Source organism: Streptomyces sp. NPDC101166 (genome assembly GCF_044768125.1).
Lineage (GTDB): Bacteria > Actinomycetota > Actinomycetes > Streptomycetales > Streptomycetaceae > Streptomyces.
The window spans coordinates 1-1,250 of sequence record NZ_JBIWPF010000180.1; the positions used below are offsets into that span (position 1 = coordinate 1).

A 1,250-nucleotide genomic window follows, 5' to 3' on the forward strand; every position below is an offset into this window, starting at 1 on the left:
GTTCGCCATGTCGGTGTAGACGGTGACGACGATGTGGCCGGGTCCGGTGTCCTGGAACAACGCGTAGTGCTCGCTGCCGTAGAAGCCGGCGAGGACGGGAACTCGATATTCGCCGGCGGCGCCGGTGTTCATATTGCGCCAGGCGACGGTGGCGGTGGTCTCACACATCGGAGCGAAGGAGAACTCGCCCGGATCGAACCCGGCGACCGGCAGCGCCTGCACGCTCAAGATCGCCCGGCCCGGCCACTGCGGGCTGGTGTCGGCCCAGGATCGGATATTGCCGCCGCACAGCATCGCATCGTGGTACATGCTCGGGACCTGCGGAAACTCGATGGTTCCGGCGTGGGCGGGAGCGGCGGAGATGATCATGGTCGTGCTGCCGAGAACGGTCAGCAGGGAGGCGGCGGCCAAGCTCGTCGGCATCCTCATGGGGCGATGGTAATTTCCGGCAAGCGTGATATCGCCGACGTGCGCGAAGGCCCGCATCTCCTTTCTGCAACGATGATGGGTATGCGCATCGCTAACCATGTCGTCGATCTGATCGGAAACACCCCGCTCGTCCGGTTGAACTCCGTGGTGGGGCCGAACTCGGGACTGGTGGCGGCGAAGGTCGAATACCTCAACCCGGGCGGTAGCTCGAAGGACCGCATCGCCATCAAGATGATCGACGCCGCCGAGAAGGCCGGGCTGTTGAAGCCCGGCGGCACGATCGTCGAACCGACCTCCGGCAATACCGGTGTGGGCCTGGCCCTGGTCGCGCAGCAGCGCGGCTACAAGACCGTGTTCGTCTGCCCGGACAAGGTCAGCGAGGACAAGCGCAACGTGCTGCGCGCCTACGGCGCCGAGGTCGTGGTCTGCCCGACCGCGGTCGCGCCGGAGGACCCGGACAGCTACTACAACGTCTCCGACCGCCTGGTCCGGGAGATCCCGGGCGCCTGGAAGCCGGACCAGTACTCCAACCCGGGCGGCCCGGAGTCGCACTACGAGACCACCGGTCCCGAGATCTGGCGCGACACCGAGGGCAAGATCACCCACTTCGTGGCGGGCGTCGGCACCGGCGGCACCATCACCGGCACCGGCCGGTACCTCAAGGAGATCTCCGGCGGCAAGGTCAAGATCGTCGGCGCGGACCCGGAGGGCTCGGTCTACTCCGGCGGCACCGGCCGCCCGTACCTGGTCGAGGGTGTCGGTGAGGACTTCTGGCCGACCGCCTACGACCCGGCCATCCCGGACGAGATCATCGCCGTCTC

At 67.3% G+C, this 1,250-nt stretch carries 2 protein-coding genes; one reads left to right on the plus strand and one right to left on the minus strand.

Translation table 11 applies throughout. The features are described from left to right. Window positions 1–429 (minus strand): hypothetical protein (locus tag ACIRS4_RS37505; protein ID WP_404204643.1); only part of this gene is annotated, 429 nt, incomplete at its 3' end. Window positions 430–510: 81 nt separating this feature from the next. Here ACIRS4_RS37505 and ACIRS4_RS37510 point away from each other — a divergent pair. Next, window positions 511–1,250: pyridoxal-phosphate dependent enzyme (locus ACIRS4_RS37510; RefSeq protein WP_404204645.1), on the plus strand; the 740-nt coding region annotated here is incomplete at its 3' end.